General features: G+C 63.1%; 7 protein-coding genes. 5 read left to right on the top strand and 2 right to left on the bottom strand.

Going from position 1 to position 6,676, the window contains the following annotated elements; translation table 11 throughout:
- Positions 1–531: sugar phosphate isomerase/epimerase family protein (locus AC3AYF_RS16655; protein ID WP_487780040.1), on the top strand; the 531-nt coding region annotated here is incomplete at its 5' end.
- A gap of 29 nt (positions 532–560) precedes the next feature.
- Complete coding sequence (locus AC3AYF_RS16650) at positions 561–1,793, top strand: nucleoside permease (protein WP_487780039.1); 1,233 nt, start codon at positions 561–563, stop codon at positions 1,791–1,793.
- 221 nt (positions 1,794–2,014) lie between these two features.
- Here AC3AYF_RS16650 and AC3AYF_RS16645 read toward each other — a convergent pair whose 3' ends face one another.
- A complete protein-coding gene (locus tag AC3AYF_RS16645) occupies positions 2,015–2,914 on the bottom strand; it encodes a LysR family transcriptional regulator (RefSeq protein WP_487780038.1) in 900 nt (299 codons plus the stop codon).
- A 109-nt stretch (positions 2,915–3,023) separates the two neighbouring features.
- Between AC3AYF_RS16645 and AC3AYF_RS16640 the strand changes: the two genes are divergently transcribed.
- Together AC3AYF_RS16640 and AC3AYF_RS16635 are read left to right on the top strand one after the other, a co-directional pair.
- Positions 3,024–3,857, top strand: a complete 834-nt coding sequence (locus AC3AYF_RS16640) for an SDR family oxidoreductase (RefSeq protein WP_487780037.1) — start codon at positions 3,024–3,026, stop codon at positions 3,855–3,857.
- 39 nt (positions 3,858–3,896) lie between these two features.
- Positions 3,897–4,394, top strand: a complete 498-nt coding sequence (locus tag AC3AYF_RS16635) for a lipocalin-like domain-containing protein (protein ID WP_487780036.1) — start codon at positions 3,897–3,899, stop codon at positions 4,392–4,394.
- A gap of 297 nt (positions 4,395–4,691) precedes the next feature.
- Here AC3AYF_RS16635 and AC3AYF_RS16630 read toward each other — a convergent pair whose 3' ends face one another.
- Positions 4,692–5,597: a LysR family transcriptional regulator gene (locus tag AC3AYF_RS16630; protein ID WP_487780035.1), complete on the bottom strand. Its 906-nt coding sequence runs from the start codon at positions 5,595–5,597 to the stop codon at positions 4,692–4,694.
- A gap of 175 nt (positions 5,598–5,772) precedes the next feature.
- Between AC3AYF_RS16630 and AC3AYF_RS16625 the strand changes: the two genes are divergently transcribed.
- A partial coding sequence (locus AC3AYF_RS16625) for an MBL fold metallo-hydrolase (RefSeq protein ID WP_487780034.1) occupies positions 5,773–6,676 on the top strand: 904 nt, incomplete at its 3' end.

Genomic DNA, 6,676 nt, shown 5'->3' with positions numbered 1-6,676 from the left:
CAGGGCGTCGACCTGTGCTTCGAGATTCACCCGGGGGAAGACCTGCACGACGGCGCCACCTTCGAGCGCTTCCTCGACGCCGTGGACGGCCACCGCCGGGCGAAGATCCTCTTCGACCCCAGCCACATGGTGCTGCAGCAGCTCGACTACCTGGGCTTCATCGATCGCTACCACGAGCGGATCGGCATGTTCCACGTCAAGGATGCGGAGTTCACGCCCAGCGCCCGCAGCGGGGTCTACGGCGGCTATCAGGGCTGGGTCGATCGCCCCGGGCGCTTCCGCTCGCTGGGCGATGGCCAGGTTGACTTCAAGGGTATCTTCTCGCGGCTCACCCAGTACGGCTACGACGGCTGGGCGGTACTCGAATGGGAATGCTGCCTCAAGGACGCCGCCCAGGGCGCCGCCGAGGGCGCGCCCTTCATCGCCAGTCACCTGATCAAGCGTGCAGACAAGGCCTTCGACGACTTCGCCGACACTGGCTCGGACCCGGCGCGCAACCGGCGCCTGCTGGGACTCGGCGAGACGGACTGATACCCACCACACAATAACGAGGGTTCGCCATGCTCAGCACACGACTCGGCATCATGATGTTTCTGCAGTTCTTCATCTGGGGCGGCTGGTTCGTCACCCTGGGCACCTTCCTCTCCCAGAACCTGGACGCCAGCGGAAGCCAGATCGGCATGGCCTTCTCGACCCAGTCTTGGGGCGCGATCATCGCGCCCTTCATCATCGGCCTGATCGCCGACCGCTACTTCAATGCCGAACGCATCCTCGGCGTGCTGCACCTGGGCGGCGCCGCGCTGATGTTCGGTCTCTACCGCGCCCAGGACTTCGCCACCTTCTATCCGCTGGTGCTGGTCTACATGATCCTCTACATGCCCACCCTGGCGCTGGTGAACTCGGTCTCCTTCCGCCAGATGAACGATCCTTCCCAGGAATTCGCCAGGATCCGGGTCTGGGGCACCATCGGCTGGATTCTCGCCGGGCTGGCGATCAGCTACCTGTTCTCCTGGGACGGCGCCGAGGCCATCGCCGGCGGCGCCCTGCGCAACACCTTCCTGATGTGCGCCATCGCCTCGCTGGCGCTGGGCCTGTACAGCTTCACCCTGCCAGCCACGCCACCCAAGGCGGACACCCGCAAGCGCGGACTGAAGGAGATCCTCGGGCTCGATGCCCTGCAACTGCTCAACGACCGCAACTACGCGATCTTCTTTGTCGCCTCGGTGCTGATCTGCATCCCGCTGGCCTTCTACTACCAGAACGCCAACCCCTTCCTGGCGGAGGTCGGCGTGGTCAACCCCACCGGCAAGATGACCCTGGGGCAGGTCTCGGAAGTCCTGTTCATGCTGCTGCTGCCGGTGTTCATCCACCGCTTCGGCATCAAGATCACGCTGATCGTCGGCATGCTGGCCTGGGCCTTGCGTTACGCCCTCTTCGCCGTCGGCGATGCCGGTGAAGGCGTCTACCTGCTGCTGATCGGTATCGCCCTGCATGGCGTGTGCTACGACTTCTTCTTCGTCTCGGGCCAGATCTACACGGACGCACGCGCCGGCGAACGCTTCCAGAGTGCCGCCCAGGGCATGATCACGCTGGCCACCTACGGGGTCGGCATGCTGATCGGCTTCTGGATCGCCGGCCTGGTCACCGACCACTACGCCATCGCCGATGGCCACGACTGGCAGGGCATCTGGCTGTTCCCTGCATGCTTCGCCCTTGCCGTCCTGCTGCTCTTCCTGGTGGCCTTCAAGGACAAGCATGGCGCCAAGGGGGTTACCGAGACGGGACGGACCTGAGCGCTCGGCTGACACAGGAGTGCCGAGCCGATCAGCGACGCCTTGGGGAAGCTATGGGTTCGACGGCATCGCCTGACCATGGGTGCAGGAGACCGATTCCTCCTGCACGCCTCGCTTGGTGATCACAACAACCCCTCTTGCCGGGCCTGATGGACGGTTCGGACACTGGGGCGAAAGCCCAGTTCAAACCGCTTTCGTGCAGCTCCCTCCCTGCGGCCACCTTACCGCGTCCGCTTCGCTTGTTTCAGGGTATCGATGAACGCGCGCAATGACGCCGGCACATGACGGTTGGCCGGATAATAGAGCGCGAGACCCGGCGTTGGCGGGCACCAGTCATCGAGGACGGTCACGAGTTGGCCCGATTCCAGGTACGCCTGAGCGAAGTGCCCGGGAACATAGGCGATGCCCCGCCCCTCCGCGGCCGCCTGTACCAGAAGATCGTTGTCGTCGAGAGTGAGATTGCCAGGGACGTCCACCGCAAGCTCGATGCCCCGTCTGGAGAACTCCCAGCGATAGCGCTTTCCGCTGGGCAGGCGTTGGCGGATGCAGCAATGCGCATGCAGATCGTCAGGCGTGGTCGGCCTTGATCGGCCTTCCAGGTAGGACGGCGCCGCCACGGCGATGAAGCGAACCTCGCCGCCGAATGGCACCGCTACCATGTCCTGCGGAACCGTTTCCATCAGGCGCACGCCGGCATCGAACCCCTGTTCCACCACATCGACAAGACGTCCCTCCGACACCAGATCGAGCTCGACGTCGGGATAGCGATCCAGGAACGGAGGCACGACATCCCTCAGGAGGATACGGGCACCGCTCTTGTTCGCATTGATCCGCAGCGTGCCGGTCGGCGTGCCGCGCTCCTCGGAGAGGGTATCGAGCGCCTGATCGAGATCCCGAAGAACCGGGTGGAGCCGAGCAAGCATCCGGGCGCCAGCCTGGGTCAGTGACACGCTGCGCGTGGTCCGGTTGAAAAGCCGGACGCCCAGTTTGCCCTCGAGCCCGATGATCGTGTGGCTGAGAGAGGAGCGCGAGACCCCCATGGCGTCGGCCGCCCTGCGGAAGCTGAGGTGACTGGCGACTGCGGTGAAGGCGGCCAGGTCATTCAGGCTGGGACGCATCATTCGTGATTATTCCTCACCACCTCATCCCATATTGACGATCTTATAACACCAATTCCCGTGGTTTACATTCGCAGACCTACATTCGCAGACCTGTAGAGGGAGTAATCGCATGAGGAAAACGTGGTTCATCACCGGCGCTTCCTCGGGGCTCGGCCTCGAGATGACACGGCGACTGCTGGCCCAAGGAGATACGGTGGTCGCAACGACACGACGCCCAGGGGCACTGACGGAGCTCGAGGGGAAGTACCCTGAACACCTGGATGTGGTCCCGCTCGATCTGCTCGAGCCGGAAAGTACGGCATCGGTCGTCGAAGGCGCGTTTCAGCGACACGGCCGGATAGACGTGGTGGTGAGCAATGCCGGCTACGGCCTGTTCGGTGCGGCGGAAGAGCTTACAGACGCCGAGATCGAGCGACAGATCGCCACCAATCTCACCGGGTCCATACACCTGATCCGCGCCGCCCTACCCCGCCTTCGCGAGCAGGGCGGCGGCAGGATCGTGCAAGTCTCTTCCGAAGGGGGGCAGATCGCCTATCCGGGCTTCAGTCTCTATCACGCCACCAAATGGGGTATCGAAGGCTTCGTCGAATCCGTGGCCCAGGAAGTGGCTCCCTTCGGTATCGACTTCATCATCGCCGAGCCGGGACCGACCGCCACCAATTTTGGTGCCAATCTCGTTCGTGCGACCCCCATGGTTGCCTACGACCAGACGCCTGCCGACGCCGTTCGTCGCGCAATCAGCGACGGAAGCTTCGAGATCAAGGGCGACGCGACGCGCACCGTGGACGCCATCATTTCCGCGGCCGAGAGCGCGACACCACCCTTGCGGTTGGCGCTGGGCAGCACCGCTCATGCGTCGATCTCGCAGGCACTCGCCGCGCGCCTGTCGGCCCTCGAGGCGCAGCGGGAGGTCGCCCATTCCGCCGACCGCCAGGCTCCGTGAAGTCGCAGCAACCCAGACACCAGGAACAGAGGAAAAAACATGTCCATTCGTCCCATCATACTGGCGCTCGCCCTCGGCACCTTGTCCTCATCGGCCTTTGCGCAGACCGGCGCTGAAAACCAGGTAGTAGGCACTTGGCGGATGATTTCGGCGACGATCGACCCCGGCGGCAAGAATATTCCCGCCTATGGAGAGAATCCCGACGGTCTTCTCGTCTTCACCCCCGACATGCATTTCGTTGAAGTCCTTACCGACGCCGACACGCCTCGGTTTGCTTCCAATGCTCGCGGTGAGGGGACGGATGAAGAGAACCGCATGGCGATGTCGCGCAGCATCGGATTCTTCGGCACCTATACTGTCGACAGCAATGGGGAATTTAGCGGAAACCGCGTCTTGGGTTCGACATTCCCGAACTGGGTCGGCAGCGTGCGAACACGTGATGATCTCACGCTGGTCGTGACCGGTGACCGCATGACTGAACAATTCCGCAGGCCGGAAGGCACCGAAATCCGGATCGAATTCCAGCGCGTCGAATGAGGCGTATGAGGGCGGTCCACTGCAAGGGTCACGACCTGTGGACGCCCGCCCCTCGACCATGGCCAGAAGCGACGTTGGGCAACCGAGAGAACAATGCCATGCTCCTCAATCGCCGTTCCCTCTTCAAGGCCAGTGTCAAGGCAGGTGCCACCCTCGCGGTCTTGACGTTTCCCGCCCCCTCAGATCATCTGATCGACGGACGCATGGAGAGCGATCAGCCCATGTTCAGCCAGGCACGCTGTGTCGCTTCGTGCCGGTGAGCTATCAATTCCTGGTCTGATACTCGCGAGGAAGGCGTCAGTCGTTTGCCGGCCAGCGGTACTGGCTCATGTAATCGAGGAACGCGCGCATGGCTGCGCTCGGGAGACGACGATTGGGGTAATAGAGAAACCAGTTCGGTAAAACCGGATTCCATTCGGGCAGCAGCTCCACCAGCCGGCCGTCCAGGAGAGCGGATTTGGCGTAGTCTTCGAGAACATGCGCGACTCCCCTGCTGGCCAGCGCCGCTTGCAGTTCGTTGTGGGCCGTACTGACCGTCAGGCGGCCGCCAGGGGTAATGTCGATTCGCTCGTCTCCACCGACGAATTGCCAGGTGACGAGCGTGCCGCCAGGAAACCTGCGTTTTATGCACTCATGATCGACGAGATCGTGCGGCACTTGCGGCTGACCGTACTTGGCCAGGTAATCGGGTGACGCGACAATCGCATAGCGAAGCGCGGGGCCAAGCGGGAGCGCGATCATGTCCCGCGCCAACTGTTTACCGAACCTGACTCCGGCGTCGAAACCATGCTCGACGATGTCGATCACCGCCGCATCACTGATGATCTCGATGTTCACCTGGGGATACGCGTTCATGAAGTCGAATGCGAGCGGGCAGAGAAGATGATCGACGGCAGGCGCCGGCGCATTGATCCTGAGAGTTCCGGATGGGCTCTCCCTCAACTCGTCGACCTCCGCGATAGCGAGCCTGATATCGCTCAATGCCGGGGCTAGTCGCTCCAGCAGGCGTTGCCCGGCTTCCGTCGGTGAAACACTTCGGGTCGTCCGATTGAGAAGCCGGATGCCCAGCGTCTCCTCCAGATTGTTCATCGTCTGGCTCAGGGCCGACGAAGACACGCCGCGCTCGAGTGCCGCCGCACGGAAGCCGCCATGGCGAACGATCGCGACAAACACATCGAAGCTGTCCAGGCGAAGGGGAGTCATTGGTAAGTCTTACTAATCAAGTCGATCACATTTACGTAGATTATCAAACCAATCCCACCGTGTCATGGTGACGGGAAGTTAGATGCCAGACCCGCCTGCGCTTCTTTCGCCCGCCATCTCCCGCCTCGTGCAGCTGGATGAAGCGAGAGCGCGCCCAACCAAGAAGGGAAGACCGATGAAGGCGTTCACCCTCAACCGTCGCGCTATCCTGCTATCCGCTGTCGCCGGCGCATCAAGCATGTTCATTCCGAGCCTCGGCTTCTTTGGCAGCGCCAACGCCCAACCCCTCCCCTCGCCAAGCGGCAACGCCGGTTACTATCGCTTCCGTATCGGCGAGATCGGCGCAACCGTCTTGAGCGATGGCAACATTGGCGGCCCGCCGCGTGTCTACGCAAGCGACGCGCCCGAGGTGGAGCTCCAGGAGGCCCTGCGGCAAGCATTCCTCCCGACCGACCGCATGACGCTCAATCTGAATACGCTTCTGATCGAAACCGGCGGACGACGGGTTCTGATCGAGGCCGGCGCCGGCAAGACGATGGGGCCGGACGGGGGGCGCATCTTCGAGAACCTGGCGGCGATCGGTCTCGGCCCCGACGACATCGATACGATCGTCATCTCGCACACCCACCCCGATCATGTCGGCAACCTGAGAACGGCGGACGGCGGCAAGGCCTTTCCACGCGCCAACGTCTTCGTACCCAGGAAAGATTGGGACTTCTTCGTGCGCACCGATCCGGATCTCTCCTACATGCCGGTCCCGCAGGATTTCCGCGCCCGCTTCGCGGCAGCCATCAAGAGCAGCCTCGAACCCGTCGAGCTCGATGTCGAACTCTATGAAGCCGGCGACGAAATCGTGCCTGGCCTCACGACGATCACCGCCTCCGGCCACACCCCGGGCATGGCGACCTTCCTTGTCCACTCCGGCAACGAACAGCTGCTGCTGACGGCGGACCTCGCCTATCACCCCGTCGTCAACGTCGACAGGCCGTGGCTTCCAGGCCCGGATCGCGACAAGGAGACGGCGCTTGCCTCCCGCCGGCGCATCTTCGACAGGGCCGCCACCGACCGCATTCCCGTGC

The organism is Salinicola sp. (genome assembly GCF_982684285.1).
The sequence above is the reverse complement of the archived record's forward strand: the minus strand, read 5'-3'. Positions and strand labels throughout refer to the sequence as shown.

What these genes read in the sequence shown, in the direction of transcription:
- AC3AYF_RS16630 (WP_487780035.1), bottom strand. Translation starts at nt 5,597, where the DNA reads ATGACTCCCCTTCGCCTGGACAGCTTCGATGTGTTTGTCGCGATCGTT.
- AC3AYF_RS16645 (WP_487780038.1), bottom strand. Translation starts at nt 2,914, where the DNA reads ATGATGCGTCCCAGCCTGAATGACCTGGCCGCCTTCACCGCAGTCGCC.
- AC3AYF_RS16635 (WP_487780036.1), top strand. Translation starts at nt 3,897, where the DNA reads ATGTCCATTCGTCCCATCATACTGGCGCTCGCCCTCGGCACCTTGTCC.
- AC3AYF_RS16640 (WP_487780037.1), top strand. Translation starts at nt 3,024, where the DNA reads ATGAGGAAAACGTGGTTCATCACCGGCGCTTCCTCGGGGCTCGGCCTC.
- AC3AYF_RS16650 (WP_487780039.1), top strand. Translation starts at nt 561, where the DNA reads ATGCTCAGCACACGACTCGGCATCATGATGTTTCTGCAGTTCTTCATC.